This window comes from Streptomyces sp. NPDC001852, from assembly GCF_042891825.1.
GTDB lineage: Bacteria > Actinomycetota > Actinomycetes > Streptomycetales > Streptomycetaceae > Streptomyces.
This window is the reverse complement of the sequence record NZ_JBIATN010000002.1, coordinates 512,476-539,268: the sequence shown is the minus strand read 5'-3', so window position 1 is coordinate 539,268 and position 26,793 is coordinate 512,476. Positions and strand designations below refer to the sequence as shown.

19 protein-coding genes are annotated in these 26,793 nt (G+C 70.6%); 4 read left to right on the top strand and 15 right to left on the bottom strand.

Annotation, left to right across the window (positions count from 1 at the left end; all coding sequences use genetic code 11):
* The first annotated feature begins 187 nt into the window (after nt 1-187).
* Nucleotides 188-1,411, top strand: coding sequence for a phosphoserine phosphatase SerB (serB, locus tag ACFYZB_RS05225; RefSeq protein WP_388754509.1), 1,224 nt, complete (start codon nt 188-190; stop codon nt 1,409-1,411).
* Between the two features lie 64 nt (nt 1,412-1,475).
* On the opposite strand, the gene ACFYZB_RS05220 is transcribed toward serB, so the two are convergent.
* The 4 genes from ACFYZB_RS05220 to ACFYZB_RS05205 form a co-directional block, all read right to left on the bottom strand.
* Nucleotides 1,476-1,994 carry a SixA phosphatase family protein gene (locus tag ACFYZB_RS05220; RefSeq protein WP_388754506.1) on the bottom strand — a complete coding sequence of 173 codons (519 nt, stop codon included), beginning with the start codon at nt 1,992-1,994 and terminating at the stop codon, nt 1,476-1,478.
* Nucleotides 1,995-2,072: 78 nt separating this feature from the next.
* Nucleotides 2,073-2,279, bottom strand: a complete 207-nt coding sequence (locus tag ACFYZB_RS05215) for a hypothetical protein (RefSeq protein ID WP_351209546.1) — start codon at nt 2,277-2,279, stop codon at nt 2,073-2,075.
* Between the two features lie 183 nt (nt 2,280-2,462).
* Nucleotides 2,463-2,582, bottom strand: coding sequence for an SGM_5486 family transporter-associated protein (locus ACFYZB_RS05210; RefSeq protein WP_351209544.1), 120 nt, complete (start codon nt 2,580-2,582; stop codon nt 2,463-2,465).
* A gap of 60 nt (nt 2,583-2,642) precedes the next feature.
* On the bottom strand, nt 2,643-3,983 hold the full coding sequence (locus ACFYZB_RS05205) for a CynX/NimT family MFS transporter (protein ID WP_388754504.1): 1,341 nt from the start codon (nt 3,981-3,983) through the stop codon (nt 2,643-2,645).
* Nucleotides 3,984-4,053: 70 nt separating this feature from the next.
* Here ACFYZB_RS05205 and ACFYZB_RS05200 point away from each other — a divergent pair, with 70 nt between their 5' ends.
* Nucleotides 4,054-4,737: a FadR/GntR family transcriptional regulator gene (locus tag ACFYZB_RS05200; RefSeq protein ID WP_388754502.1), complete on the top strand. Its 684-nt coding sequence runs from the start codon at nt 4,054-4,056 to the stop codon at nt 4,735-4,737.
* Here the strand turns inward: ACFYZB_RS05200 and ACFYZB_RS05195 are convergent.
* The 8 genes from ACFYZB_RS05195 to ACFYZB_RS05160 form a co-directional block, all read right to left on the bottom strand.
* Nucleotides 4,715-5,065: a hypothetical protein gene (locus tag ACFYZB_RS05195; RefSeq protein ID WP_388754500.1), complete on the bottom strand. Its 351-nt coding sequence runs from the start codon at nt 5,063-5,065 to the stop codon at nt 4,715-4,717. The genes ACFYZB_RS05200 and ACFYZB_RS05195 overlap by 23 nt on opposite strands.
* A gap of 278 nt (nt 5,066-5,343) precedes the next feature.
* Nucleotides 5,344-6,111, bottom strand: coding sequence for an enoyl-ACP reductase FabI (fabI, locus tag ACFYZB_RS05190; protein ID WP_208901635.1), 768 nt, complete (start codon nt 6,109-6,111; stop codon nt 5,344-5,346).
* Nucleotides 6,112-6,116: 5 nt separating this feature from the next.
* Nucleotides 6,117-6,821, bottom strand: coding sequence for a 3-oxoacyl-[acyl-carrier-protein] reductase (gene fabG, locus ACFYZB_RS05185; protein ID WP_351209536.1), 705 nt, complete (start codon nt 6,819-6,821; stop codon nt 6,117-6,119).
* Nucleotides 6,822-7,323: 502 nt separating this feature from the next.
* Nucleotides 7,324-8,583, bottom strand: a complete 1,260-nt coding sequence (locus ACFYZB_RS05180; protein ID WP_388754498.1) for an McrC family protein — start codon at nt 8,581-8,583, stop codon at nt 7,324-7,326.
* Entirely contained in the window at nt 8,580-10,811 is a 2,232-nt protein-coding gene (locus ACFYZB_RS05175; protein ID WP_388754495.1) for an McrB family protein, read from the bottom strand. Before ACFYZB_RS05175 ends, ACFYZB_RS05180 begins: the two co-directional genes overlap by 4 nt.
* Nucleotides 10,812-10,883: 72 nt before the next feature.
* Nucleotides 10,884-11,810, bottom strand: coding sequence for a helix-turn-helix transcriptional regulator (locus ACFYZB_RS05170; protein ID WP_388754493.1), 927 nt, complete (start codon nt 11,808-11,810; stop codon nt 10,884-10,886).
* Between the two features lie 97 nt (nt 11,811-11,907).
* Nucleotides 11,908-12,201, bottom strand: coding sequence for a hypothetical protein (locus ACFYZB_RS05165; RefSeq protein ID WP_388754491.1), 294 nt, complete (start codon nt 12,199-12,201; stop codon nt 11,908-11,910).
* Nucleotides 12,202-12,314: 113 nt separating this feature from the next.
* The gene (locus ACFYZB_RS05160) at nt 12,315-12,785 is read right to left on the bottom strand and encodes an ATP-binding protein (RefSeq protein ID WP_388754490.1); all 471 of its coding nucleotides are present in this window, start codon (nt 12,783-12,785) and stop codon (nt 12,315-12,317) included.
* A gap of 159 nt (nt 12,786-12,944) precedes the next feature.
* Between ACFYZB_RS05160 and ACFYZB_RS05155 the strand changes: the two genes are divergently transcribed.
* Both ACFYZB_RS05155 and ACFYZB_RS05150 read left to right on the top strand, forming a co-directional pair.
* Nucleotides 12,945-13,802, top strand: a complete 858-nt coding sequence (locus ACFYZB_RS05155; protein ID WP_388754487.1) for a helix-turn-helix domain-containing protein — start codon at nt 12,945-12,947, stop codon at nt 13,800-13,802.
* Nucleotides 13,799-13,993 carry a DUF397 domain-containing protein gene (locus ACFYZB_RS05150; protein WP_388754485.1) on the top strand — a complete coding sequence of 65 codons (195 nt, stop codon included), beginning with the start codon at nt 13,799-13,801 and terminating at the stop codon, nt 13,991-13,993. The genes ACFYZB_RS05155 and ACFYZB_RS05150 overlap by 4 nt, the downstream gene beginning before the upstream one ends.
* A gap of 58 nt (nt 13,994-14,051) precedes the next feature.
* Here the strand turns inward: ACFYZB_RS05150 and ACFYZB_RS05145 are convergent, their stop codons facing one another.
* Genes ACFYZB_RS05145 through ACFYZB_RS05135 form a run of 3 tightly spaced genes read right to left on the bottom strand, consistent with a single transcriptional unit; the run spans nt 14,052 to nt 26,706 of the window.
* Nucleotides 14,052-18,458, bottom strand: a complete 4,407-nt coding sequence (locus tag ACFYZB_RS05145; protein WP_388754482.1) for an Eco57I restriction-modification methylase domain-containing protein — start codon at nt 18,456-18,458, stop codon at nt 14,052-14,054.
* Nucleotides 18,455-21,472: a helicase-related protein gene (locus tag ACFYZB_RS05140; RefSeq protein WP_388754479.1), complete on the bottom strand. Its 3,018-nt coding sequence runs from the start codon at nt 21,470-21,472 to the stop codon at nt 18,455-18,457. Before ACFYZB_RS05140 ends, ACFYZB_RS05145 begins: the two co-directional genes overlap by 4 nt.
* Nucleotides 21,469-26,706 (bottom strand): DEAD/DEAH box helicase, encoded by a 5,238-nt coding sequence (locus ACFYZB_RS05135; protein WP_388754477.1) that lies wholly within the window; start codon nt 26,704-26,706, stop codon nt 21,469-21,471. Before ACFYZB_RS05135 ends, ACFYZB_RS05140 begins: the two co-directional genes overlap by 4 nt.
* Nucleotides 26,707-26,793: the final 87 nt, after the last annotated feature.

The following is a 26,793-nucleotide window of genomic DNA, read 5'->3' as shown; positions in this document are numbered from 1 at the left end:
CGCATGTCCTGCCCGGCGGGGCAACTCGTGGCACAGTCGTGGTGGGGCCGGGAGCAGCCGCCGGGTGCGGGCGGGCGTGTCTCCCGGCGGCAAGATCCCGGACACCGGCGCGACATCCATTGTTCCGTGTCCGTCAGTCGGACCTCGGCGGCGGACGGCACTGGGTGCCGGATACGGTGGTGACACCATGAGCGCTTCGCAGACCTCCGCTTCGCAGACCTCCGAGGTCCCCACCCTCCTCGTCAAGATCTTCGGCAAGGACCGGCCGGGCATCACGGCGGGCCTCTTCGACACTCTTGCCGCCTACCTCGTCGACGTGGTCGACATCGAGCAGGTCGTCACCCGGGGCCGCCTGGTGCTGTGCGCGCTGGTGACGCAGCCGCCGGCGGGCCTCGAGGGCGATCTGAGGGCCACGGTGCACAGCTGGGCCGAGTCGATGAAGATGCAGGCGGAGATCATCTCTGGGCATGGCGACAACCGGCCGCGCGGCCTCGGGCGTTCGCTGGTGACCGTGCTCGGCCATCCACTGACAGCCGAGTCGACGGCCGCCATCGCCGACCGGATCGCGAAGGCCGGCGGCAACATCGACCGTATCTTCCGGCTCGCCAAGTACCCGGTGACCGCGGTGGAGTTCGCCGTGTCCGGCGTGGAGACCGAGCCGCTGCGCACGGCTCTGGTCACGGACGCGGCGGCACTGGGTGTCGATGTCGCGGTCGTCGCGGCGGGCCTGCACCGGCGCGCCCAGCGTCTGGTGGTCATGGACGTGGACTCCACGCTGATCCAGGACGAGGTCATCGAGCTGTTCGCGGCGCACGCCGGCTGCGAGGACAAGGTCGCCGAGGTGACGGCGGCGGCGATGCGCGGGGAGCTGGACTTCGAGCAGTCGCTGCACGCGCGCGTGGCACTGCTGGAGGGGCTGGACGCCTCCGTGGTGGAGAAGGTGCGCAACGAGGTACGGCTGACGCCGGGCGCCCGCACGCTGATCCGCACGCTGAAGCGGCTGGGCTACCAGGTCGGGGTCGTCTCCGGTGGCTTCACCCAGGTCACGGACGATCTGAAGGAACGGCTGGGCCTGGACTTCGCGCAGGCCAACACGCTGGAGATCGTCGACGGCAGGCTCACCGGACGGGTCACCGGGGAGATCGTGGACCGTGCGGGCAAGGCGCGGCTGCTGCGCCGGTTCGCCGCGGAGGCCGGGGTGCCGCTGTCGCAGACGGTGGCGATCGGCGACGGCGCCAACGACCTGGACATGCTGAACGCGGCCGGTCTGGGCGTCGCCTTCAACGCCAAGCCGGTGGTCCGCGAGGCGGCGCACACGGCGGTGAACTTCCCGTTCCTCGACACGGTCCTGTATCTGCTGGGTGTCACCCGCGAAGAGGTCGAGGCGGCCGACACGCACGACGAGGGCTGAACCGGCCCGGATGCGGCAGGGGCCCGGCACCGCGGAGGTGCCGGGCCCCTGCGCATGGGTGAGGTCACTCGGCGGGCGCCCAGTAGTCCTGGAGGGTGGCCACGGCCGGCTCCAGGCTCTTCCAGGGGCCGTCGAAGGACAGCAGCGCGAAACCGGCGGCCGGGAAGCCGCGGCGGTTCATCCGCTCGCGGGCGTCGCCCTCGGCCGTGCCGGACAGGATGTCGGCCAGGCCGTGGATGCCCGGGTTGTGGCCGATCAGGATCACGTTCCGCACGTCGTCCGGGGTCTCGTTCAGCACGGCGATCAGTTCGCCGGGCGAGGCTTCGTAGACCCGCTCCTCGTAGACGGTCTTCGGCCGGTGCGCCAGTTCGTGGACGGCGAGCTTCCAGGTCTCGCGGGTCCGGACGGCGGTGGAGCAGAGGGCGAGGTCGAAGGTGATGCCGGTGTCGGCCAGCTTGCGTCCGGCGACCGCGGCGTCCGTGCGGCCCCGCTCGGCGAGCGGGCGCTCGTGGTCGGACACCTGGGGCCAGTCGGCTTTCGCATGCCGGAGGAGGACGATACTGCGAGGTTCTGCGGCGCTCATGGGACCCAGCTTCGCATGAAACACGCCATGCGGCGCAGGGAGTTGACATGCGGATTCACCGCGTGCGGAGGCTCCTGGTCAGCGCGTGAGCAGCTGGTGGGCGCGCTCGAAGAGGTGCGTGATCGCGGGGTCGCCGCTCGCCGCGTGGGCGTCCGTCGGGTTCAGTATCAGCGCCAGCAGGGCGATGAAGGCGAGCGCGGGCAGGGCCATGGCCCACCAGGGCAACCGGATGTCGACGCCGCCCGTGGTCGCCGGGTGGGGCCGGGAGAGGGTGCGGGCCGACATGATCGCCTCCGTGGGTCTTCGAGCGGGTCCGTGACCGTGTCCTGCGGTCACCTCTCGAAGCTACGGAATCCGGGGCCGCCAACCCATCCGGGCTTCCACCCAGTTGACCCTGACCCTTTCCCCCTAGGGGATGGTGGGGACAACCCCACCATCCGCCGGGAAGCGCCGGCCGGGAGGCCGCCGTCAGGGTGAGGCGAGGGTCGCGATGATGCCGATGATCACGAAGATGGCGAAGAACGAGCCGAAGACGAGCAGCATCTTCTTCTGGCCGTTCGGCGGGTTCGGGTCGAGCACAGGCTGCATGCTCCCAGTCTCGCACCTCGTGCTCCGCGGGGGTCGGCCGGGGGCGGGTGTCGCCGCGCCCTAGCGGGTCGCCTCGTCCTCCACCGTGCGGTTGCGGCCCGCCAGGAAGCCGACCGCCATCTGGGGCAGCATCAGGCCCGTCATGAGGGCGATCGGCAGGCCCCAGCCGCCGCTGTGCTGGTAGAGCACGCCGACCAGCAGCGGCCCGGGGATGGAGATGAGGTAGCCGGTGCTCTGCGCGAACGCGGACAGCTGGGCCACACCCGGCCCGCTCCGGGCCCGCATGCCGACCATCGTCAGGGCCAGCGGGAAGGCGCAGTTGGAGACGCCGAGCAGCAGCGCCCAGGCCCAGGCGCCGGCAGCCGGAGCGACGTACAGGCCGGCGTACCCGGCGAGCCCGCACGCGCCCAGGACCAGCACGATCGGCCCCTGATGGGGCAGCCGGGTGGCGACACGGGGGATGACGAACGCCAGCGGGACGCCCATCACCATGGTGACGGCGAGCAGCACGCCCGCGGTGCCGGCCGGGACTCCGGCGTCCCGGAAGATCTGCGGCATCCAGCCCATGGTGATGTAGGCGGCGGTGGCCTGCAGGCCGAAGAAGACGGCGAGCGCCCAGGCGGTGCGGCTGCGGGTGATGCGCAGCGGCGCGCCCTGTTCCCCGGGGTGCGGCTCTTCCGTGCGCCGCTGCCGCGGCCGTGCGGGCGCGGTCTCGCCGTAGCGGTCCTTCAGCAGCGGCAGCCAGGGCAGGACGGCGGCGCCCGCGAGAGCGGCCCACACGGCGAGGCCGGACTGCCACCTGCCGCCGAGGGCGTCGGTCAGGGGTACGGTCACGGCGGCCGCGGCGGAGGTGCCGAGGGCGAGGGCCATCGAGTACAGGCCGGTCATGGAGCCGACCCGGTCGGGGAACCAGCGCTTGACGATGACCGGCATGAGCACGTTGCTGACGGCGATGCCCATCAGGGCGAGCGCGCTGGCGGCCAGGAAGCCGGCCGTGTTGCCGAGGTACGGCCGTATCAGCAGGCCGGCGGTGATGGCGGCCATGCCGGCGCACACCACGGCGGCCGGACCGAAGCGGCGGGCCAGCCGGGGCGCGGTGATGCCGAAGACCGCGAAGCAGAGCGGGGGCACGGAGGTGAGCAGGCCGGCCACGCTGCCGCTCATGCCGAGTCCGTCGCGGACCTCCTCCAGGAGCGCGCCGAGGCTCGTGATGGCCGGGCGGAGGTTCACCGCGGACAGGACGATGCCCACGACCACGAGGCGGGTCGCCCACGCGCGCGTGCGGCCGGCGCCGGGGGCCGTCTCAGGGGTGCTCGTGGCGGCCGTATCGCGTTCCGTCGGTGACATCGCCGTACGGGTGTCCACTGTCCGGGTTTCCTCACGCTCCATGAGAGCCATCATAGAATCATGGGATGATTGGTTGTCCATCCCCGTGGCGTCCCCGCCCGGGCCTCGCGTGCGAAGGTGTGCCATGCCCCTGAGCCACCCGCGCCGTTCGGCGCTGTCCGAGCAGGTCATCGCCGAACTGCGCAACCAGATCACCTCCGGCGAGTGGCCGGTCGGCTCGCGCATCCCTACGGAGCCGGAACTGGTCGAGCAGCTGGGCGTCGCCCGCAACACCGTCCGCGAGGCCGTCCGCGCGCTGGCCCACAACGGGCTGCTGGACATCCGGCAGGGCTCGGGCACCTATGTGGTGGCGACGAGCGAGCTGGCCGGTGTGATGCACCGCCGGTTCGCCGACGCCGATCCCCGGCATATCGCCGAGCTGCGCGCCGCGCTGGAGTCGGCCGCGGCGAAGCTGGCGGCCGAGCGGCGCACCGAGAAGGACCTCAAGCAGCTGGACGCGCTGCTGGACCGGCGCGAGGCGGCCTGGGAGGCGGGCGGGGCGGAGGCCTTCGTGACCGCCGACGCCACCTTCCACCTGGCCGTCGTGGCCGCCTCGCACAACGACGTGATCATCGCGATGTACGCCGATCTGGGCGAGGTGCTGCGGGACTGGCTGCGCGCGGACGTGGGCGCGGAGCTGACTCCGGAGACGTACATGGAGCACACGCGCCTGGTGGACGCGATCCGCGCCGGGGACGCGGAGGCGGCGGCCGCCGAGGCCGCGAGCTATCCGTTCCTGTGCCGGTTCAGTGCTCGTTCTGGTGGCTGATCCACACCGAGCGGACCTCCTTCCAGCACCGGCCCGTGAGCCGTACCGTCATGGCGGGCCCGATGTCCACCGGTGCGCTGTCGGTGTCGATGTCCCACCATCGGGCGCACTCGATGTGCAGTCGCACGCGATCGGTGTCGACATAGGGGTTGTGGCAGAAGGCCACCGCATGGGAGCCGCGGACGGTCGTACGACAGGAGGCCCCGAAGAGACTCGGCGCGTGCGGCTTTCCGTTGTCCACGCGCGCGTAGGGCACCGCGTCGTACGGCAGACAGAGCACGAGGGCCAGGGCCACGGTCACCGGGGCCAGGCTTCGGGACAGGCGCACAAGGGGACCTCCTCGGCCGGGCTGGGGAGGGACGCGCAGGGTGGACGCTCGAATCCAGGGTGTGCCGCCCGGGCCGGGGACGCCCGGCAGGTGGGCCGAACGGGTGACGCCCCGCGCCTCGGCATCCGCCGTCCCCTGGCCGCATCCGCCGCCCCGGCCCCGCGCCGTACGCCCCGGTCGCCGTACCCCCGTCGCCGCGGCCCCTCCGGCACGATTGAGGCCCGCGTCCCCCCCGGGGGCGCGGGCCTCGGCCGTCGGTCATGCCTCGGCGGCAGCGGTCACGCGCCGATCGCGTGCAGACCGCCGTCGACGTGGATGATCTCGCCGGTGGTCTTCGGGAACCAGTCGCTCAGCAGGGCGACGATGCCGCGGCCGGCCGGCTCCGGGTCCTTCAGGTCCCACTCCAGCGGGGAGCGGGAGTCCCACACGGACGCCAGCTCGCTGAAGCCCGGGATGGACTTGGCGGCCATGGAGCCGATCGGACCCGCGGAGATGAGGTTGCAGCGGATGTTCTGCTTGCCCAGGTCGCGCGCCATGTAGCGGTTGGTCGCCTCCAGGGCGGCCTTGGCCGGGCCCATCCAGTCGTACTGCGGCCAGGCGAACTGCGCGTCGAAGGTGAGGCCGACGACCGAGCCGCCGTTCTGCATCAGCGGCAGGCAGGCCATGGTGAGCGACTTCAGGGAGTACGCCGAGACGTGCATGGCGGTGGCCACCGACTCGAACGGGGTGTTGAGGAAGTTGCCGCCGAGCGCGTCCTGCGGCGCGAAGCCGATGGAGTGCACGACGCCGTCGAGGCCGCCCAGCTCCTCGCCGACGATGTCGGCGAGCCGCCCGAGGTGCTCGTCGTTGGTGACGTCCAGCTCGATGACCTTGGTGGGCTTCGGCAGCTTCTTGGCGATGCGCTCGGTCAGGGTGGGCCGCGGGAACGCGGTCAGGATGATCTCCGCGCCCTGCTCCTGGGCCAGCTTGGCCGCGTGGAAGGCGATGGAGGACTCCATCAGCACGCCGGTGATCAGAACGCGCTTGCCCTCGAGGATTCCGCTCATGGTGATCAGTGACCCATTCCCAGTCCGCCGTCAACGGGAATGACGGCTCCAGTGATGTACGAGGCGTCGTCCGAGGCGAGGAACCGCACCGTCGCGGCGATCTCCTCCGGCTGCGCGTAACGGCCGAGCGGCACCTGCGAGACGATGTTCTGGCGCTGCTCGTCGCTGAGCACCTTGGTCATGTCGGTGTCGACGAAACCGGGCGCGACGACGTTGAAGGTGATGTTGCGCGAGCCCAGCTCACGGGCGAGCGAGCGCGCGAAGCCGACCAGGGCGGCCTTGGAGGCGGCGTAGTTCGCCTGGCCCGCCGAGCCGAGCAGGCCGACCACGGACGAGATCAGGATGACGCGGCCCTTCTTGGCGCGCAGCATGCCGCGGTTGGCACGCTTGACGACGCGGAAGGTGCCGGTGAGGTTGGTGTCGATGACCGAGGTGAAGTCCTCCTCGGACATGCGCATCAGCAGCTGGTCCTTGGTCACGCCGGCGTTGGCGATCAGTATCTCGACCGGACCGTGCTGCTCCTCGATCTCCTTGTAGGCCTGCTCCACCTGCTCCGGGTCGGTGATGTCACACTTGACCGCCAGGAAGCCGGCCGGCGGCTCACCCGAGCGGTATGTGATCGCGACCTTGTCGCCGGCGTCGGCGAACGCGCGGGCGATGGCGAGGCCGATGCCCCGGTTTCCTCCGGTGACGAGAACCGAGCGGCTCAACGGATCACCCTTTCGATAGCGGTCTGAAGCGGTCGGACTGCCCGCCCGAACACGTCGATGACAGGCGGCTTCATCGAAAACCTATCGGTCGCGCCGCACGCTCGGGGAAGCGGGCACCCACAGTGGCTCGGGTGAGTCCCTGTCGGATCCCTACAGAAAGGAACCGGCCGGGACCGAAACCGTGTAGTCCGGCGGGCCGCTCCCACGACATGATCGGACCCGACAGGCAACGACAGCAGGGAGACCTCGCCTCATTCCATTCGGCGAAGTCGATCGAACGGCTCGCCCGTCACGTGCATGGACGACATGCCCCCGCAAACCATTCGACAGCTGCCGCTTCGTCGCCGCCTTCGAGAGCTTCGAAAACGGTGCCGCACGCCGCACGGCCGTGGGAGGGGGGCGCCGCCGCGCGTCGCTCGGGTCCGGCAGCCGTATGTGACGACGCAAAGGCGGAACCGTGATCACCTGCGTCCTCGCCACGCGTCGGCGACCACGTCCGCGGTCAACCGCTCCGCGTGGTGCGCGCGGAGTCGATGGCCTGCGCCAGCGCCTCGACGTCTGCGGCAAGGTCACGCCAGGGGCGGGAGAGGTCCACGATGTGCCGCCAGATCCTCAGCCGTTCGGACCCCACCAGGACGTCCACCGACCCGGGGCTACCCGACGCATAGACGAGGTGCCCCTCGCTAAGGCCCAGGCGCACGCAGTACGCCGTCATCTGGTACAGGTCGTCCCGCTGCGGTCTGGTCTTGAACTTGGCGTCGACGACGGCGGCCGGGCGCTGGACGGCGTCATGTGGTGACGGCAGGTAGTGCACGAGGTCCGGCTTGAGCGGATGCTGGCCCGCCGTGTCGAGGAAGTGGCTGCGGTCCTGGGGTTCGGGCCGGCCGCCGACGCGGTGGCGCAGTGCCTCGCCGACCGCCCGGGCGAGGTAGGCCTCGAAGAGCCGCCACATGACGACGAGCATGCCGTCGACGGCGAGGTGACGGCCGTCGCCGAGTTCGTAGGAGCCGCCGCGCAGGACGAGTTCGGCCAGGACGAGGGCGTGGGCGTAGCGGGCGTTGCGACGGCCCGGCGTCCACTCGGGCGGGCGGGCTCCGGCAGGCAGCACGCGGACGCCGTCGAGGCGGGCGGTGAGCCGTTGCAGGGCCGCCCGGAGGACGGGGTCGAGGCCGGGGACGCGCAGGAGCCGGCGGGTGGCGGCGAGGAGGAGGCGGTTCTCCGGTATGTCGGGAGTGTGGTCGTCGTAGACGACCTCCAAGGGGACCGGGACACCGGGTCTGCGGCGGAGCTGGTCGGCGTGGCGGATGCGGCCGCGTACGACGGGCAGTGTGTCGTACGTCTCCCGGTAGTCGTGGAGGACTCCCTGGCCCAGGGCGTGTCCGGCGGCGGAGACGAAGGCGTGGGCGAGGGCGGGCAGCAGGTCGGGACGGGGCTCGGCGGTGACGGGCCGGGGGTCGAACTCGACGCGGTCCGGGGCGTAGGCGACAAGGTGGAGGAGGCGGTCGACGGGCACCTTGGGGGTGATGGTCAGCTGTACAGTGCCCTCGCCCGAGCCCAGCCGCACCGAGCCGACGCGGTCCTTCGCCTTCAGTCTCCAGCGGGTCGCGCTCTCAGGGTGCAGCGCGAGCAGCCTCGGATGCGCGGCGAGGGTCGCGAGCTGGGGCGGTGTGAGGTCGTAAGTGGTCCAGCCATCGCCCTCCTTCAGCTCGACGGGACGTGCGACGTCGCCGCACCGAAGAGAGCGGGTGTGGCGGAGGTTCACGAGTCCGCCGGGCCGTCGTCGGTGTCGTCGGCGGTGGGTGGCCGGAGGCCCAACCGGTCGCGCAGGGTGTCGAGCGCGTACACCGTCTCCACCTCCACGCCGTCACCCCAGTGATGCTCGGTGAGGAGCGGAATGATCTGGGTGCGCCACAGGCGTTCGAGGGCACCGTCTCCGGTGTGGGCGAGGTCCTGCATGAAGTACGACGGTCCGACGCGGAAGGAGCGGTCACCGGGGTTGCCGTCGGCGAGCATCCGGTTGATCTCGTCGAGGAGCCGGGCGTACGAGACGTCGGCCTTGGCCGGGTCCTCGCCGGCGCCCTCCGCCCGCTTGCGCAGCCAGGCTTCCAGCACACCGGACACCGGCGGTATGTCGGGGTGCAGTTCGACGAAGGAGAAGCGGCGGCGCATGGCCGCGTCCATGTAGGCCACGGAGCGGTCGACGGTGTTCATCGTGCCGAGGATGTACAGGTTGGGCGGGAGGCGGAAGCCGCGGCCGTCGTCGGAGCCGTAGAGGAGGTGGACGCGCTCCTCGCGGTACTCCAGCAGGAAGTACAACTCACCGAAGATCTTGGCGAGGTGGCCGCGGTTGATCTCGTCGACGACGAGGACGAACACCTCGGCGGGGCGCCGCTCCGCCTCGTCGGCGAGCTTGCGCAGCGGCCCTCGGACGAGGTCGTAGCCGAGGCCGCCGCCGTCCTCGCCCGCGTCCTTGCCGCCGCCCAGCCGGGGGCGGATGCCCTCGAAGAAGTCCTCGTAGGCGTAGGCGGGATGGAACTGGACGAGGCGTACGTTCGTCGCGCCGGAGGCGCCGGCCAGATGGCGGGCGAGGGCGAGCGCGATGTAAGTCTTGCCGGTGCCGGGCGGCCCGTGGAAGATCAACTGCGGGGTGGCGCGCAGGAGTTCGACGCAGTCCTGGAGCCAGGTGGGATCGGGCATGTTGAGCCCGGCGGCCAGTTCGGCGGTGGCGTCGGGCAGCACGGCCGGACCCTCGGGCGCCCGCCCGGTCCGCGGCATGCCGTCAGTCAGGGCGAGGACGGTCTCGGCGTACTCGGTGGCCTCCAGGATCTGGGAGTCGGCGTCTTGGACGACACCGGACAGCCCGGAGGGCAGGTCCTTGAAGAAGTCGAGGGGCTTGTCGAGGTTGCGCCACTCGACCGGGCGCGAGAGCTGGTCGTGGCCGTCGTGGGAGGCCGGGCCGTTCACCACTCCGACGTAGGTGTCGAAGCCGTCGGTGGAGAGCACGATGTCGCCGGGGCGCATCCGGTTGAGGAAGGCGTCCAGTTCCCGGGCGACGGCCTCGCGGCGGGTCGGCGCGGTGGCGGGAAGGGCCGCGTCGACCACTCTGCGGACACTGGTCAGGTCGTGACCGCCCACCCCGAAGGGCAGGAGCCCTGTGTCGAGAGTGATCACGGACTCTTCGCGCCACGGCCCCCGGATGAGCGGTGTACCGCTGGTCGCGTCCTTACCGCGGATGATCCACAGCTGCCGGGGCAGCTCCGGTTCGGCGTCGCCTTCCTCGGCGGGCTGCTTGGTTTCCATTAGCGCGTCCCACACCGGCATGCGCCGGTCGGGGAGGGCTCGCACGGTGTCCAGGCTGCTGCGGCCGGCGTCGAGTACGCCCTCCTCGTCGAGGAGGGAGCGCCAGAGGTCGCGCTCGTGCGGCCACAAGGGCAGTCCAGCGCCCGCGACCCCGTCCTCCCCGAGCGCCAGGTACCAACCGCGGGGGCGGGTGCCGAGCAGGACGGGCCCGAGGACGTCGGGGTTGACAAGGAACCACTCGGCCAGCTCCTTCAGCACCACCCAGTGGCCGCTGTCGGGCAACTGCTCCAACGCGGTCACCGCGACGAGGCATTCCTCCTTCTGCCGCTCCCACCTGCGGTAGCGGCGCGAGGCCTCCCCATAGAAGTCCACGGGGTCCGGCCAGCGGTCGAGGGCGTCCAAGCCGATCCCGGTGAGCTGCCAGCGGCGCTGGCCCCGGTGCAGCCATCCGGACTGGACGAGGTTGATCGCGGCCCGGTTCACATAGTCTTTGAATGGGGTGGTGTTTCGCTGCGGCGACTCCTCGTTCGCCTGCCGCCACTCCGTCTCCAGCCGTGGCTCCCGCGTGAGCACCCTCTCCCACAGGTCCCCGTAGACCAGGCCGTCCTGCGGGGCGTCCTCGCGCAGGACGACAGTTGCGGTGTGAAGGGCACGGGCGACGACGGTGGTGATGCTGGGCACGGCGTCCATTCTTCGCAGGGTACGGGGACGGCGGCCGTCCCCCGGCACGCGCGCGGGCGCGGCAGGGGACGGCCGGACGGCTCAGTCCAGACCGACCGGAGTGGTCGGGGTGACCGGGATGTCGTCCGGGCCGTTCGTCTGTACGAGCAGCAGGTCGCCGACCGTGGCGTCGCGGCCCAGGCCGAGGCTGGAGACCGGGACGGCGCCGGGCGCCTTGGCGGTGCCGACGGGCTGGAGGTGGAGTTCGCCCTCCACGCCCTGGTAGGCGAGTACGGCCCAGACCTCGTCGTGGCCGATGCGGGAGACGACGCTGCTCAGCCGGTCGGGCAGGACCGCACAGACGACCGTGAGCCGCTGTTGCTCGCTCCGGGGCAGCGCGGCGATCCGCTCCAGCACGCCGGGCAGTGCCAGTGTGCCTTCCAGGAGCCGCTGGACGGTCTCGCGCTCGTGGTCGCGTTCGTCGCCGGTCTCGGCGACGGTGAAGTGCACCAAGGGCAGGCCGTCGTCCAGAGTGCGCTGCCACTTCGGGAGCATGAAGTCGATGGCCAGGGCCTCGTCACGGGTAGGCGGGTGCACGTCGTCGCCCTCGCCGAACTGGCCGAGCCAGGCGTTGACGTCCCCCCAGCGCCACACCGGCGAACGACCCGTGATGCCCTCAGGGTCCGGGAAGGGCTGCATGTCCTGCCGCCGCTCGCCGTTGACCCACTGCTGGACGTTCTGCCGGGAGCGCCCGGCCCGCTCGGCGATGTCCGAGACGCCGACGAGATCCGCGTCGAGGCGCAGCAGCCGCAACCGCGGCAGGGACTTCCGGAGTCGTACGACGATGCGGTGCGCGGCGTCGATGGCGCTGGCCCCGCTCTCGGAGACGTCCAGGAAGTGCCGGCCTCGGTGACGGCTCAGCAGCCCGTCGAAGGTCTCACTGACAATCCCGGCTGCCTCGTCGTCCTCGACACTGATGCCGTCCACGACGAAGTGGAACTCGTACTCCATCACGCCCCAGCCCCCCATGCGTATGCCTGTTCGCTCTTCCTGGCTCCGCTGTGTCCGCGCCTTTCTTTCCAGGGAACGCCCCCTGGCGCAAGCTTCGCCGACTCCGACGCTGTTGTCAATTGACAACGCCGCTACGCGGGGCGGCCCGCGCGTCACCCGGCGGGAGCGGGCACCACTTCGCCTTGCGCTGGATACGGCGGGCCTCCTGGCCGGGGTTCTTCGGCGTCCCCCCGACCCGGATCACCGTGCAGTGGTCCTCGCACGGGCAGTACAGCGTGCCCCAGTGAGCCTCCGAGCGAAGTGTCCAGCCGTCGCCGACGAGCCGCTTGAGGACCGCCCGGACCTCCTTGCTCGGATGGTCCGCCGCAGCGATCTCGCGTCCGACCACGTACGCCTCCACAGCCGTCACCCGTCGAAGAGTTGACCGTCAACTCCGAGAGGGCGACAAGCGTACCCGGCACCACTGACACACGGCGAAACCACAACTCAGGTACATCAGTGGTTCGTTGCGGAAGATGATCGTCAACTCGGCGCGAAAGGAACATCTTCCGCGGACAGCGCACATTCAGCCCAGACGGTCTTGCCGGGCCCCGTGCGGTCGATGACTCCCCACCGGGTGGCGATCGCCGCGACGAGGAGCAGGCCTCTGCCGTCCTCGGCACCGGCGGTTTCGGGGGTGGTGGGGTCGCGGGGCTTCGGGCGGTCCGGATGGGTGTCGGACACCTCGACGCGTACGACGGAAGCGGTGCGGTCCCAGTGCAGCCTGAGCTCGAAGTCGCGTCCTGGGACACGGCCGTGCAGGACGGCGTTGGCCGCGAGTTCGGCGACGACGAGCTCGACGACGTCGGAGGTGGGGCTGCCGTACGGGATGCCCCAGAGGTCGAGCCGGTGGGCCGCGAGGCGGCGGGCGAGACGGGCACCACGCCGGGTGGCGGAGAAACGCTGGACGAACGCACGTACGGTGACGGCCACTTGGGGGTGGGGGGTGAGCATGGGTTCAGGATTCCGGCCCCCTGAGTCCCGCCAACAGGCACGACACCCATACAGACCGTCTTGTACCAGTGCACACTCTGGACTGGGTGGGTAACTCACCGTGATCATATGCTGGTTGGCGGGGAGTCAGTGAGGACGTGAGCACGGGAGGCGGCGGCAATGACGGCGAGCCATGGCGGAGGCGGCGGCAACGGCACGAGCGGTGAAGCGGAACTCTCCGACAGTCTCAAGACATTCGGTGCGGTCCTGAAAGTGTTACGAGAAGACGCCGGTCTGACGCAGGAGGAGTTCGCGTCGCGGGTACGGTACTCCGCCCCATATGTCGCCAAGATCGAGCAGGGGAAGAGGTTTCCGCCAACGGATCTGCCGGGGCGTGCGGAAGAGGTGCTGGGGCCGGTCGCGTTCAAGGTGCTCACGGCAGCGGCGAAGAGCCTGGCGAGGAAGGCGGTACTGGCGTCGTGGTTCCGGCAGTGGGCGGGGATCGAGGAGGAGGCGATCTCCCTCTACGCGTATGAGTGCCGGGCGGTTCCAGGATTGTTGCAACCGGAAGCCTACATCCGGGCGATCTTCGACCGGCGGCTGCCGCCGGCGTCGGAGGAGCAGATCGAACGCGAGGTCGTATCCCGGCTGGATCGACAACAACTCATTTCCGCCAACCAGAACACCGCGTTCAGCTTCGTCATCGAACAGAGCATCTTGGAACGGCGCATGGGAGGCGCTGAGGTGGCCAGGCAGGTCATCGATCACCTGCTTGACGTGGGCACGCGGCGCAACATCGAGATCCAGATCATGCCCACTGTCCAGGAGGACCACTGCGGGATCGACGGTCAGATGTACCTGGCTGAGACGTCTGCTCACCAGTGGATCGGCTACACCGAAGGACAGCGATCGAGCAGTCTGATCTCCGCGCCCAGGGATGTGAGCGTCCTGCTCCAACGCTATGGCAAGCTGCGTTCACAGGCCCTGGACTGCCGGGCTACCGTGAAGCTGCTGGAACAGATGCGAGGAGCGCTATGAGCACCACCGACGAGCTGAGCTGGTTCAAGAGCAGCTACAGCGGCAGCGAGAACGACAACTGCGTCGAGATCGCCGTGCGCGCCGAGGCGGTCCACATCCGCGACTCCAAGAACAAGGGGATCCGTCCTCTCGTCGTCACGCCGGCCACCTGGGCGGCGTTCACCGCGCTGGCGGCGGGCTCGTCGCAGTAAGGGCGAGCGGGCACGGAAGCTGGTTCCGTGCCCGCTCGTTCGTCCGCGCCCGCGCGGCCTATTCCTGCTCGTCCTCGCCGTGCAGGTTGAGGATGTCCAGCTGTATGTCGCCGCCCTCGATCTCGTCCAGCCCGAAGAGGCCTCCGCTCAGCTGGTCCGGGGAGATCTTGCCCCGCCGCTTCTTCTTGGCAGTCTGTGCAGACGGGCGCTGCGGCGGGACTCCGGCGGGGGTGACCCTGGTCAGCGGGCTCGTGCCCGGAGGGTGGCGCGGTCCCTGGGCAGGGGGCGGGGTGAGCGAGGGGTGCGTGAAGGGGCGGCCCTCCGCCATCGCCTCGTAGACCCTGACGATCTCCTTCTTCGTCTCCTCGAACAGCTCCGGCTGCTTGTTCCTGAACGCCCGGAAGCTGTCCAGTACGAGGTCGACGTCCGCGCGCTCGATGCCGTACAGGTGGAAGTACGCGGCGTCCAGTTCCGCGCGGATCAGGAAGCGGCGTTCCTCGTCCCAGACGAAGGGTGCGCCGTCGTCGCCGAGGTACTTCGCCCAGGGGGCCATCTCGTAGGAGGTGTAGGTGAGTTCGAGGACCCGGGGGCGGATCCAGTCGGCGAGGGGGGCGTCGTCGGTCCAGGGGGCGGAGAGGTCGTAGACAGCTGGGGGGAGGACGGGGAGCTGCTCAAGTACGAAGTACACGAGCGAGGCGCCTGCGTACTTCTGCTTGGCCGCGAAGTCCAACACCCTGCTGCTGAGATTGGCCAGCAGCAGCTCAGGCCCTTGGGTAGGAAACATCAGCGGGAACTTGTGTCCCACAGCGGTTCTCGGCAGCACGGATGCGATCACCGTCCGCTCATCCGACGCCCGGCACACGTCACGCCAGCCCATCAGCCAGCCGTGCGGCCACGCCCTGCGCGGTTTGGAGAGGTCCTCGGCCAGCTTGTGCTCGACCTCGCTCTCAGCAACCCAGTGGCGAGGCAAGGGCAACGCAGCTGGGTCCCTGTGGGCACTGGTGTCGAGTCGAGGCAGCGTTCCCTTGTTGATCTGTGCTTGAGTGGCGTTCTCGTACGTGGCGAAGCGGCTGTCGTAGTGATGAAGCATCCGCCCCTCGTACAGCGGAAGGAAGCGATCGCCACCGTCGCTGAACACCGTGCCCGCCTGCGAGCACTCGACGGCAAGGACCTCCAACTTGCGAAAGCTCTTCGTGTCCTCGCACATGCGCATAAACGGAGCGGGCCCCAGCTTCCACGGGTCCGCCGGCCCGCCAGGGACGGTTCGCCGCAGCAGCGGAACCCGCTCATGCACCCCGGTCAGCACCCGGAGATGCTCCCAGCTCTCACAAACCGGCGCCGTCCGCGTATTCGGATTGATCCGCTCGAACCCCTCCGCATCCAGCGTGAACTCCCGCGCGTCCAACTGATCCGGCCGCCGCGCCCGGAACGCCAGCCGCACCACCGGGTACCGCTCGGCCAGCTCGCGTCCCGCCATCGTGAACAGGCTGAACCGGTATTGGTTGTGGACCGCCGGAAACAGCTTCTCCTCGTTCTCCATATCCAGCACGGTCACCATCTGCCGCTTCTCCACCAGATCCGAGAAAAACTCCGACGTCGTCTTGTCCGTCGCGATTCCCGTCGGCAGAACCAGCCCCGCCATCCCCCCCGGGCCGATCAACTGCCGTGCCTTCTCCGCGAAGACCGCGTACGTGTTGACGTCGCCGAAGCCGGTCTTCGGGAACAGCCCCGACTTCCTGTACATCGTGACCTGGCCCTTGGACTCCCGCTGGTCGGACTGGTACTCCGCGTAGAGCCGGCGGTCGCCCTCGTTGGGCCGGCCCTCCTCGTCCACGCTGCTGGCGAGCGCCTCGATCATGCGGTCCCGGATGCTGGCCGTGTCCGCCGCCGCGATCTTCTCGTCCCGGGCCGCGAACCACTCCTTCTTCTGGATCTTGACCCGCTCCCACGGCGGGTTGCCCAGTACCGCGTCGAAGCCGCCCTGCCAGCCGGTGTCGGGGTTGGCGTCCTTCGCCTCGGGGTTCTCGACCCGGAAGACGCGCGGGAACTCCAGGTGCCAGTGGAAGAACTGGTTACGGCGGACGATGTCCTTGAGCATCAGCTCGGCCGCCTCCTCCTCCAGCGGCTTGTCCTCCTTGTCCTCCTCCACGGCCCGCAGGACGTTCGTCGTGATCGCCGTGGGCGCGCCCTTGTGCTTGGGCCACAGGAAGGACGCGCACCAGACGTCCGCGACGCGCTTCATGTGCCGCAGCTCGGGCCGGCTCTCGAACTCCTTGTGCGCACGGGCGTGTTGGCGCACCTCGGCCAGGCTGTGGTCCCGGATCCGCGCGAGTTCCTCCGCCGCCACCCGCACGGTCGCCGTACTGGTACGCACGACCGGCTCGTCGAGCGGCAGCTGCGACTCACCCTTCTGTTCCCTGTCGTTCTGCTGGCGCAGCTTCGTGACGACGGACTGCTCGTCGCCCTCCAGCTTCTCGAAGGCCCCGTCCGGGATCCCCTTCTCCAGCGCGGCCGGGGTTGCCCCGAGCAGGGCGTTTCCGGTCTTGATCCGGTCGTCGAGGTACGCGAGCGGCTCGCCCGGGGTCAGGGACTCAAGCCACAGCGACACCTTGGCCAGTTCGGCGGCGAGGGGGTTGAGGTCGACGCCGTGGACGCAATGCCGTACGACCTTGGCCATCGCCTCGCGAACCAGTTCCGGGGCCGGCTGGCTCTCGCCGTGCGTCATCTGGGCGTACCGCAGGGCGATGCGCCGGGCCGCCGCGACGAGGACATGGCCGGAGCCACAGGAGGGGTCGACGAAGTTGATCCGGAGCAGGTGGTCCGGAACCCCGGAGGCCTCGTACCGCTTTATGACCGGGTCGAGCGCGTTGTCCAGCAGCTTCTCGATGAGGGACGACGGGGTGTAGTAGGAGCCCGTCAGCTTGCGCTTGTTGCCCGCGACGAGGTCCTTCAGCTCGAAGACCTCGCTGTCCGGGCGGCGCGCGGGTACGAGTTCCAGCAGGGACTCGTAGACGCTGCCCAGTTCCTCGGCGCCGAGGTGGCGGTAGTCGACGCGGGTGACGCGACCCTTGTCCGTGATGCGGGAGAGGAGGCGTACGGCTTCAAGGAGGCGCTCGTTGGGCAGTTTGGCCGCGCGCAGGGGCTCGACGCCGCCCGGCAGGCGGGTCGGCCGGGTCTCCTCGTCGGTCTCGCCCGGCTCCGGGAGGTAGTAGAGGCCGCCCAGACCTGGAAGAGCCAACGCGGGCTCGCCGCCGTCCCGGCCCAGGGCGTTCAGGACCCGCTTGAGACCTTCCCAGAGGTCCGTGTGGTGGTCGCCCTTGCGGCGGGCCGCGATGCGGCGCAGGCGGGCCGTGGAGAAGTAGAGGGTGTAGCGATCGCGGGCCTCCTGGTTCGCCTTCACCTCGGCCTTCTTGGCCCGGGGAGCGGGGCGGGTGAGCAGGGCGTCGCGGTCCTCGGCCACGAAGAGGAAGATCAACTGGTAGGCGAGGCGCAGCAGTTCGTGGTGGAAGTCGTCCAGAGCGCGGCGTCCGCCGGTCGTGATCGCGTCGGCCAGCTCCGGGTTGTTCTGGAGGAAACCGGTGCCGAGAATGGACAGCGCCTGAGCGACCTGGTCGCGCAGCAGGTTGCGGGAGCGGATGCCGGTCTCGACGGCGAAGTCCCGCCACCATTCCAGTCGGCAGTCGGCGGGCGTGAGCGGCAGGTCCTCGGGGGTCGCAAGGTCGGCGACCTCCTCCGTGTCCTCGTCCTCTTCGTCCTCTGCCGGGGCGGCCGTACCTCTGCGCTTCTTCTCCGGCTTGGGGACCAGCTCCAGGCGCGTGGCGTGCAGCAGCGCGTACATCAGGAGGAAGTCGGAGAAGTCGCCGCCGCCGAAGATCGCTTCGAGGTCGAACTCGACGTACGCGGAGCCGACGAGCGCGGTGGAGTCGCGCAGCAGGCGCAGGACCCTGCCGTTGGAAAGGATGCCCCAGAGGTGGTCCGGGGAGGCGTTCAGCAGCTCCTGCATCATCGACTGGGGGGCGCGCGAACTGCCCGCCGACCAGCCGTCGAGGCGGGTGGTCCAGCCGAGGAGGTGGACCGGGACGTGCTCCTGCCACTGGTGGCTGACCTGGTAGGGGTCGCGACCGGGGAGCTTGATGCCGCCCCGGCGGGCGGCGAGACGGCCGTAGCCGAGTTCCTCCAGGAGGGTGAGGAGCCAGACGCGGGTCGCTTTGGTCGGGTCCGCCTGGCCGCCGAGTTCCGCCAGCTCCTCCTGGAGCGAGGTGTACGCGGCGCGCAGGGCGGTCCACTTGCGGCTGGCGGCGTCCTCGATGCGCACGCCGCGTCCGAGGCCGTAGTCGGCGGGTGCGCTGCCGGGCAGTTCGGGGTCTCCGGCCCGGACCTTGGCGAGCAGGTCGGCGGAGAGCAGCCCGCCCTCGACGCGGACGGCGGCGGAGGCGGGGAGGCGGTCGGGGGCGAGGGCGGTCACCGGTCTCCTCCGGGAACGGTCGGCTGCGCGGCCGCGGGAGCCGCGAGGTACACGTACACGCCGAGCAGGTCCGGATCGCCGGACGGCTCGACCTCGATGCGGCGTACGGCCGCCGCGCCGCGCTCGCGGCCACGCTGGCCCGCTGCCTCGCGGACGCGCTGGTGGGCGTCGCGCAGCCGGTCGGCGAGGAGCCGTCCGCGCTCACTCAGGTGGGCGTCCACTTCCTCGTGCTTCAGTTCCGCCACCGCACGCGCCGCCTGCTGGTCGCGCAGGGCGGGCAGGGTGTTGAGGTCGGGGGTGGCGGTGAGCAGGGCGGCGGTCTCCTCGTCGGACAGCCAGGCGCGGCGGCCGTCATCGTCGGTGCGCCAGGCGAGGACCTGGGCGTCGTCGGCGATGAGCACCCGCTCTTCGTCCGCGGGCGTGCGGCCCGGCAGCTTGAGACGGAAACGGTAGCGGGCGAGCAGAAGAACGGTACGGCGGTCCACGGCGGCGGTTCGGACGACTCCGAGGCGCCGCGCAGGGCGCTCTTCAAGCGGCAGAGTGGTGTCGACGGCCGCGTCCAGAAGATAGCGGGCAAGGGCACGAACGGCCGGGTCCGTGCGGGACAGGCCGTGCTCTCCGCGGGCGATGGGGAGGTCCTCGCGGAAGATCAGGTCTCGCGCGGCGGACTTGGCCCGGCCCTTGGGCTTCGCCTTGGGGGCGGCGCCGGGGGCCATGGCCTGGTCGGTGTCCTCGTAGAAGCCGAGGGCGTGCTTGAGACCGGTAGGCAGCGGGTCCACGGGGGCCTTGAAGCCCCGGTCGCGGGCATCGCCGATTGGCTGGGCGCCGAGCTGGGCGAGGGCCTCGCGGGCGAACGTGGCGATGTCACCGGGGTCGCCCAACGCCTGCCGAAGCGCCTCCAGTTCGGCCTCCACTTCCTCGGGGCGCAGCCCGGAGTGGGCGAACTTGGTCAGCACCTTCGACTCCCGCTCGGCGGCCGATTCCCACTCCTTGTGCAGGGCCTCGCGGGCCCGGCCGAAGTCGGGGTCGTCCTCGAAGTCGAAGGTGAGCTGGCCCTCGGCCTGCTTCCCGCTCAGCAGCAGTGCGCTGGCCAGGGCTTCGAGGACCCCTCGGCCCTGGTCGGGGACGAGGACGGCCACGCCGGTCTGGTCGGCGATGTCCTTGTGCTTCTGAATGAGGACCTTCAGGACCAGGCCATCGATGCCGGTGTCGGTGTCGTAGACGGTGATCTCTCGGACGCGGCGGCGGGGCTGGCCAAAGCGATCCACGCGGCCCGCCCGCTGGAGGTGACGGGTCGGGTTCCAGGACAGGTCGTAGTGGATGACGGCGCCGAAGTGCTCCTGGAGGTTGACGCCCTCGGAGAGGCAGTCCGTGGCGACCAGGACGTGCCGGCCGCGCCGGGCGGTCAGTTCGTCGACGCGGGCCTGGCGGGCGTCGGGGTGGAGGGTGCCGGTGACCGCCTCCACGCTCGCGCTCCGGCCCAGCTCCTCCTTGAGGTGCGCGGCCACGTACTCGGCGGTCGGGATGTAGTGGCAGAAGACGATCGGGTCGTAGCCGTCGACCAGCTGCCGCTTGACCCGGTCGACGAGGATGCGCAGTTTGGCGTCCTTCTCCAGGCCGGCGAGCGCGTCCGCCCGGTCGGCGAACTCCGTGAGCAACTCGACCTCGCCCTTGCGGCCCCCGACCGGCACCTCGGGTGTGGCGGAGTCGTCGTCGGGGAGGGAACCGGGCACCACGTCCATGCCCTCGGCGGTCTCGTCGTCGGTCAGCTCGAAGGCTGCGGCCCGGCCCAGTTTGTCGGCCTCGGCCACGGTGCGGGTAGCAGCGATCATGGAGCGGGTGCGCAGGGTCGCCGCCGCGGCGGCGGGCGAGGAGAGGACGCAGCGCAGCAGGGTGAGCGCCGTCCACCAGGACATGCGCTGGTGGTGCTCCCCGCTGTGGCCGCGCACCTGCTGACGGGTGTACGCGAGGATGTCGGCGACGAAACGGGCGTACTCGGCGTCAAGCCGGTAGAGAGCGTCCTGGGTGTCCCGGTCTTCGGGGAAAGGCGTCTCCTGGCCGACGTACCGCTTGATGTCGTGGCGGCGGCGCTGCACGAAGTGCCGGGCGAGTTTGTCGCGGTCGGCGGAGCGGGTGGTGTCGAGCGTGCGCAGGGACGGGTCGAGCAGGCCCGTGAGCTTGGAGAACGCCTGCGGGTCCCCGCTGTGCGGGGTGGCGGTGACGAGGATGAGGTGGCGGTCGCGCTCGGTCCGGTCGGCGAGCGCGGACAGCAGTTCGTACCGTTTCTGCTGTTCGTTGCCGCCGGTGCCCACGCAGGTGTGGGCCTCGTCGACGACGAGGATGTCGGGGCAGTGGTGGCGGAAGGCGTCCCGGCGCTCGTCCTGCTTGATGAAGTCGGTGGAGACGACCGTCACCTTGTAGTGGTCGAAGATCGACAGGTTGGGGTCGTCGATCGCCTTCTGCAGCCGGGCGGCCGTGGACGGCAGTACCAGTTCCGGCTCCATGCCGAACTTGTCGCGCAGCTCGCGCTGCCACTGTTCGGCGAGGGAAGGGGAGCACAGCACGGCCATATTGCGGGCGGAGCCCTGCTCCATGAGCTCCCTGGCGATCAGCGCCGACTCGACGGTCTTGCCGATGCCGACGTCGTCGCCGATCAGCAGGCGCACGGGGTCCATGCGCAGCGCCATCATCAGCGGCACCAGCTGGTACTGGCGGGGTTCGACGGCGACCGAGTTCAGGGAGCGGAAGGGGCCCGCGCCCGCCGTGGAGGCGATGCGCAGGGCGGTGCGCAACAGCGACGCCGAGGCGAAGTCGCCGGCCTCGCCGGGCAGGGCCTTGGGCCGGCCGAAGCCTGGCTCATCGACCTCGTCGGGGAAGAGGGCAGCGACGAACTCACGGTCGCCGTCCAGTGGCTGGGCGAGTACGAGTTCCGCGGTGCTGCCCGGCAGGACGACCCAGTCGCGGTCCCGGGCCCGTACGAGCGTGCCGGGCGCGCGGCCCGTCGCGGTGCTCATCGCTGCCCTCCCCGGTGGTCGCGGCCGATACCGAAGACGTCGGGGTATGCGCGCACGGTGTCCTTCCAGTCGGGTTCGGCGCCGGCTCTGATCACCAGCCAGCCGTCGTCCATCATGCGGTACTCGTCCTGCTCGCTGAGATGGCGTGCCCCGCCCTCCAGGAACACGGCGACCTCGGCGCCGGGGAGGTGGTAGACGACGTCCGCGATCTCGGTGGCCGTCTCGTCGGGCGTGCGGTGGCCGCCGTCTTCGAGGAGGCGTACGAACGCCTCGACAGGCGTGTCCGACCCGGACGGCCGTTGGGGTTCCCGCGGACGCGCCGGGGCCGACTCGCGGGCGTCGTCGCGGGTTCGGGACCGGACCAGCGCGACCAGCCAGGGTGCGGCGCTGTGCCGGTCGATGCGCCGGTGGAAGCCTTGGTTGGAGTACGACAACAGGCAGTCGTAGCAGCCCAGTTCGCAGCGCTCGGGCGCGCCCTCCGCGCGGTCGAGGTCCTTGCCGCCCTCGTCGTAGTGGATGATCCGCAGGGCTTCCTTCGCCACCAGCGCCAGGGCTTCCTCGTCGTCGTACAGACGGCGCAGTACCCCCGCGCCGCCCTCCGCGCTCTCGACGAACAGCGTCCGGCCGCGCCGCTCGGCGTCCGGCAGGTCCTCGCTCTCCAGCTCGGAGTCCTCCAGCTGGAAGTGGGCCTCGATCCCGCGCTCCAGCGCGTAGCGCAGGGAGACCGCGGTGACGTCGTCCACCGGCTCGGCCAGCCGGAACACGGCGATGTTCTTCGTGTCCTGCGCGTAGGGGATGACCTGGAGGGTGCGCTGCGCCCGGTCGAAGGCGGCGAGGGCCTCCTCCTCGGCCGATTCCTCCTGCGTGAGGCGGGCCGCCTTGCCCTCCGACAGCCACCGCCCGGTGACCGGGTCCAGCCAGAAGCCGTGGCCCGAGCGGTCCTTGGCGTCGCGTTTGCGGTAGCCGAGATTGAGGACGCGGACGGTCGCGGAGTCCCCGTAGGCCACCTCGGCGAGGTGGGTGCCGTCCGCACCGCGCACCTGGGCCTCGTAGGCGCCACCGGGGGCGTACCGGTAGACGGTCCGCAGGTGGAAGCCTCGCTTCAGGCGCTCCTCCTCGTCGGAGGAGATACGGCGGCGCGGCTCCGCGTGAACCTGGGTGAGCTGCATGAGCTTGGGCAGGGTGCGGTGGAGCGGAACGTCGCAGTTCTCGCAGCGGTCGGCGCCCTCGGCGCGGTCGTGCCAGTAGCCGCACGCCTCGCACAGCCTGATGTCGCTGGTCGCCACCTGCCCGGGCCGGTCGCCCATCGGAACCGTCACCCGGTCGATGGTGTAGCGGTTGCCCTCGTGGTAGATGAGCGCGCCGGGCCCGAACTCACCGATCGCGATGAAACGGGGACGTTGGATGTAGGCGCCGTTGCGCTGCCCATACATCCCGGCCGACCGCTCCCCCGGCACGTATGCGGCGAGCGGCAGCCGGGGGAAGGAGTAGCCGGGCAGGAAGCCCTCGGAGGCGAAGTAGCGGTAGGTGTAGAAGTCGCTGTACGACTCGCTGTCGGCCTCGTTGCGCAGCAGCTTCAGCTGGTTCTCGGCCTCGGCGCGCCGGCCTGCCGCGAGGTCACGGTCCCTGCGGCTGAGGGAGAGATCGTTGGCCCTGCGGTGCTGCTGCTCGACCTCAGAGCGAGCCGTGCGGTAGAGCCGGCGCCAGCGCTCGCACGCGGTGTCCAGACTGCCCGGCGCCTGGCGGACCGTGCGCTCGACCCAGCCCTCGTACCACCAGGAGGACTTCGCGAGTTCGTCGTGGAGCGGGGCGAGGACCTCGGTGGCCCGGCCAATCGCCCGCAGCCGAGCCGTCTCGCTGTCCAGGTCGGCTCGTACCCGCGGCAGCAGGGCCAGCGGCCACCGCCCCTCGCGGTCCGCGGTCTCCGCGTCCACTACGTCGGTGAGGCGGCTGCCGAGGTGGACGCCCGTCTCGGCGAGCCAGATCGCGTGGACGTGGGAGCGGACCAGCTCCTCGTTGGCGAGGTCGAGGCGGGGCGGGGTGACGCTGCCGGACACCATGAGGCTGGGGCGGCGGAAGTAGTACTGGTCGTGCGGGGAGCCCGTGGAGCAGTAGGTGGTGACCAGCGCGGGCTGGCCGCTGCGACCCGCTCGCCCGGAACGCTGCGCGTAGTTGGCCGGGGTCGGCGGGACGTTGCGCATGCCCACGGCGTTGAGTTCCGCGATGTCGACGCCGAGTTCCATCGTCGGAGAGCAGTAGAGGATCTCCAGGTCGCCCTCGCGGAACGCGTCCTCGCGCAGGCGGCGGGTGGTGGAGTCGACCTGCGCCGTGTGCTCGTGGGCCCGTATGCCGGTGAGCCCGGCGGCTCCGGCGCGGTACAGGTCGCGGAAGTACGGGTTGACGCGGACGTCGGCGTCCGCATCGGTCACCTTGCGCACGGGGTCGGGCTCGGGCCGCGTGCCGTCGCCGGGGAGCCAGCGCAGAGCGGAGGCGCGCAGCTGGTGGCCGTAGGAGCCGTCGCGCTCCTCCTGGACGACGGCCAGAAGTCCGCACTCGCGCAGCACACGCATAAGATCGCGGATGACCGCGTCGGCGTCGGCGACCGGGATGCGTTTCCCTGCCTGGCCTGGCAGGGCGGAGAACTGACCGATGCGACGCAGGTAGCGGCCGTATCCGCCCAGGCCGCTGAGGTAGACCGCGTCGGCCGCCGTACCCGTCTTGCCGCGCCCCGCGTACGCGAGGCGCTCCCGCACGCGCGGTTCACGCGCGGACAAGGCCCATGGGGCGACGAGATGCGTCTCGCTGATCCTGCCGAGGCGGTCGAAGCCCTCCTGGGTGAGGCATTCCACCTCGACGGCCAGCGAGCGGCGCAGCTCGTCGAGAAGGTCGCGGGCCAGCTGCTCGCGGTGTTCGGCGGTATCACCGGTGAGCAGCGGGTGGCAGCCCTGCCAGCACTCGTCCGTCGCGGCGATCTCGCCGAGGTCGGTGTAGTCGAAGCGCAGCAGGCCGGTCTGGGAGAGGTTGGGCATGGTAACGCGCCAGCCACGCTCCAGGTCGGCGTAGACGCGGTAGGCGAGAACCTCGCGCAGCGCCGACCGGGCGAGGTCGCGCTGGTGGAACCTGGCGGTGGGCACCCTGGCGTAGGTGTCGGGGGGCAGGTCGAGCGCGTCGAACACGGCCTGCGGAAGCAAGTCGTACGTCAGTCCCCGCTCCCCCGCGGTCTCCAGCGCTCGGTATAGAGCGCCACGCACCTGGCTGACGAGGGCGAAGTCGTTGAAGTGTCCGGCCTGGAGGCTGGCGTCCTGACGGTTGTCGACGAAGGTGAGGAGCTTCTGCGCCCGCTTCTTCAGGTCCGGCTGCTTCCGCAGGGAGCGCACCACGCGGGAGCTGATGAGCGAGACCGCGGAGCTGCGGCCCTCCGCGGAGAAGGTGCCCAGTTTGGCGAGATCCTTCAGTCGCAGCTGCTCGTACGAGGTGCGGCAGTGCAGGCAGAAGCGGAAGGGGGCGGCGATCCACCAGGCACGCAGCCCCGAGCCCGGCTCGGTGACCCGGCCGTCGGGTCCGATCCACACCTCCTGGGGGAGGTCTCCCGAGCGGGCCTTCACGACCGAGGACCGGCCGTCGTCGTCCGTCTCGACCCAGCTGGCCGGAAGGCGCCGGAAGACCGCTTCCTGGTCCTGCTGGTCGGGCCAGGGCCGGTCGTCGCTGACGTACAGGAAACCGTCACCGTCGGCAGCCGGCGCGTCCGGGTCCTCACGCGCCTCGAACAGCGCCCCTTCGTGCTCGGCTGGGCGGCTGACCACCAGGTACTCCTTGCCGCAGTCCCGGCAGAAGTGCAGGGGCACGAGGGGCTTGTCCCGGTGGTCGGGGACCCGGGTCTGGTACTGGCTGGTCAGGTGGCGGTGACCGGGTGGTTCGAAGCTGACGTACACCGTGTCGCCCTTGGACAGGAACTGGTGCAGCCGGAAGGCGAACAGCGGTTTGTCGAGCTGCGGGTGCCGGGCCTTCGCGCCGGCCTTCAGCACCGCCTCGATGGCCCGGTGGCAGTCCTCGGCGTCTTCCCCGCTCGCGTCGGCGAGCAGTCCGGCGGCCTGCGGGATCGTGAGCGGAGGACGGCGTACGAGGCGCCCGCTGGGTTCCTCGACGGCGAGACCGACGGTGTCTTCCACCCACACAGCCAGCGGGTCGCGGCACAGGGCGCCGTACTCGGTGGGCAGCTCGTCGGGGACGGCGGCCGCGCGGCGTACGGCCTCGGCGAGAGGGGCGCGGGCGTGGACGCCGGGCACGGCGTCGGGGCCAGGATCCGTCGAACGCTCCAGCGTCTCGCCGATGACACGGTCCGGGCGGATCTCCGTACCGAACAAACGCGTGGCGACCTTCGCGATCTCGTCCCGGGCCTCGGCGAAGGTGACACCGGTCGCCATCGTCGCCGACGTGCCGATGCACTGGAGGTCCGGCGCCTCGCACGCGTCACGCAGGCGCCGCACGAGGAGGGCAACGTCGGCACCCTGGCGGCCCCGGTAGGTGTGCAGCTCGTCGAGGGCGAGGAAGCGCAGGCCCCGCGCCGCGCCGATCAGTTCTCGCCGCTCGTCGGGGCGGGTGAGGAGGTACTCCAGCATCACGTAGTTGGTGAGCAGGATGTCCGGCTTGTTCCGCAGGACCTGGAGCTTCTGCTCGGAGTCCTCCTGGCCGGTGTACCGGGCGAAGGTCACCTTGCGGCGGTCCTCGGGGACGCCCCAGGTGAGGTACTTCTCCAGCTCGTGGAGCTGGCTGTTGGCCAGCGCGTTCATGGGGTAGACGACGATCGCCGAGATGCCGTCGGGGTTGGGATCGCGCAACACCTGGTGGACGATCGGCACGATGTAGGTCAGGCTCTTGCCGGAGCCGGTGCCCGTGGTCAGGACGTACGAGTCACCGCGGTCGGCGGCCATGATGGCCTCACGCTGGTGCTGGTGGAGGGAGAGCGTGCGGCTGCCGGGGTCGTGCTCGTCCTCCTTGTGCCGGAAGTACTCCCGGCACATCGGATGCAGCAGGCCGTCGTCGCACATGGCGGCGACGGTTCCGCCGCTGCGGAAGGTGGGGTTCAGGGCCAGTTTGGGATCAGGCCAGCGGGTCCTTCGCTGCCGCTCGTCGTCGAGGTGGTTTTCGATGTCCGGGTCTCGCACAGCAACGAGAGAGCTGGTGAAAGCCTCATACTCGGCGATGAGGTCGTGGTGGACACCGAAGACATCCATGGTCGGCTGGGCCCCCTTGCCTTGAATCCGCTCGCACCCGCACCGGTCCCGACGGTGTGGCCGTGCACCACGAGACCTCTGTGCAGC

What these genes read in the sequence shown, in the direction of transcription:
- serB (WP_388754509.1), top strand. Translation starts at nt 188, where the DNA reads ATGAGCGCTTCGCAGACCTCCGCTTCGCAGACCTCCGAGGTCCCCACC.
- ACFYZB_RS05220 (WP_388754506.1), bottom strand. Translation starts at nt 1,994, where the DNA reads ATGAGCGCCGCAGAACCTCGCAGTATCGTCCTCCTCCGGCATGCGAAA.
- ACFYZB_RS05215 (WP_351209546.1), bottom strand. Translation starts at nt 2,279, where the DNA reads ATGTCGGCCCGCACCCTCTCCCGGCCCCACCCGGCGACCACGGGCGGC.
- ACFYZB_RS05210 (WP_351209544.1), bottom strand. Translation starts at nt 2,582, where the DNA reads ATGCAGCCTGTGCTCGACCCGAACCCGCCGAACGGCCAGAAGAAGATG.
- ACFYZB_RS05205 (WP_388754504.1), bottom strand. Translation starts at nt 3,983, where the DNA reads ATGATGGCTCTCATGGAGCGTGAGGAAACCCGGACAGTGGACACCCGT.
- ACFYZB_RS05200 (WP_388754502.1), top strand. Translation starts at nt 4,054, where the DNA reads ATGCCCCTGAGCCACCCGCGCCGTTCGGCGCTGTCCGAGCAGGTCATC.
- fabI (WP_208901635.1), bottom strand. Translation starts at nt 6,111, where the DNA reads ATGAGCGGAATCCTCGAGGGCAAGCGCGTTCTGATCACCGGCGTGCTG.
- ACFYZB_RS05175 (WP_388754495.1), bottom strand. Translation starts at nt 10,811, where the DNA reads ATGGACGCCGTGCCCAGCATCACCACCGTCGTCGCCCGTGCCCTTCAC.
- ACFYZB_RS05170 (WP_388754493.1), bottom strand. Translation starts at nt 11,810, where the DNA reads ATGGGGGGCTGGGGCGTGATGGAGTACGAGTTCCACTTCGTCGTGGAC.
- ACFYZB_RS05160 (WP_388754490.1), bottom strand. Translation starts at nt 12,785, where the DNA reads ATGCTCACCCCCCACCCCCAAGTGGCCGTCACCGTACGTGCGTTCGTC.
- ACFYZB_RS05155 (WP_388754487.1), top strand. Translation starts at nt 12,945, where the DNA reads ATGACGGCGAGCCATGGCGGAGGCGGCGGCAACGGCACGAGCGGTGAA.
- ACFYZB_RS05150 (WP_388754485.1), top strand. Translation starts at nt 13,799, where the DNA reads ATGAGCACCACCGACGAGCTGAGCTGGTTCAAGAGCAGCTACAGCGGC.
- ACFYZB_RS05140 (WP_388754479.1), bottom strand. Translation starts at nt 21,472, where the DNA reads ATGAGCACCGCGACGGGCCGCGCGCCCGGCACGCTCGTACGGGCCCGG.
- ACFYZB_RS05135 (WP_388754477.1), bottom strand. Translation starts at nt 26,706, where the DNA reads ATGGATGTCTTCGGTGTCCACCACGACCTCATCGCCGAGTATGAGGCT.